Source organism: Paenibacillus xylanexedens, assembly GCF_007676705.1.
GTDB classification, from domain to species: domain Bacteria; phylum Bacillota; class Bacilli; order Paenibacillales; family Paenibacillaceae; genus Paenibacillus; species Paenibacillus xylanexedens_C.
The window spans coordinates 1-278 of sequence record NZ_VEBF01000276.1 but is presented as its reverse complement, the minus strand read 5'-3'; the positions used below and the strand labels follow the sequence as shown (position 1 = coordinate 278).

The 278-nt window shown below is 55.8% G+C and carries 1 pseudogene; it reads right to left on the bottom strand.

What is annotated here, in order from left to right:
• Positions 1-258, bottom strand: a pseudogene (locus tag FS628_RS30540) (ribokinase); the annotation flags it as partial.
• Positions 259-278 lie beyond the last annotated feature (20 nt).

Below are 278 nucleotides of genomic sequence, written 5' to 3'. Positions count from 1 at the left end.
CATCTCCACCTCCACCACCACCCCTCCCCCTCCAGTCACCCTTTTTACCCTATCCGCCTCTTCCACCATCCCACCCACAACTTCTCCATTCACGCCAACAATAACAATAATCCCCTTGTCTCCCCTACAAACCCAAATGCACGCCGTCCCTCTAACCCTCTCTTCCAATATCCCAACCTCCCACCCATCTCCACCACTCTCCCTCACACTCTCCACTACACGTTCGCCAAAACCCTCCCACCCCACCCCACCAATCATCCTCCTTTCTCCACCCACAC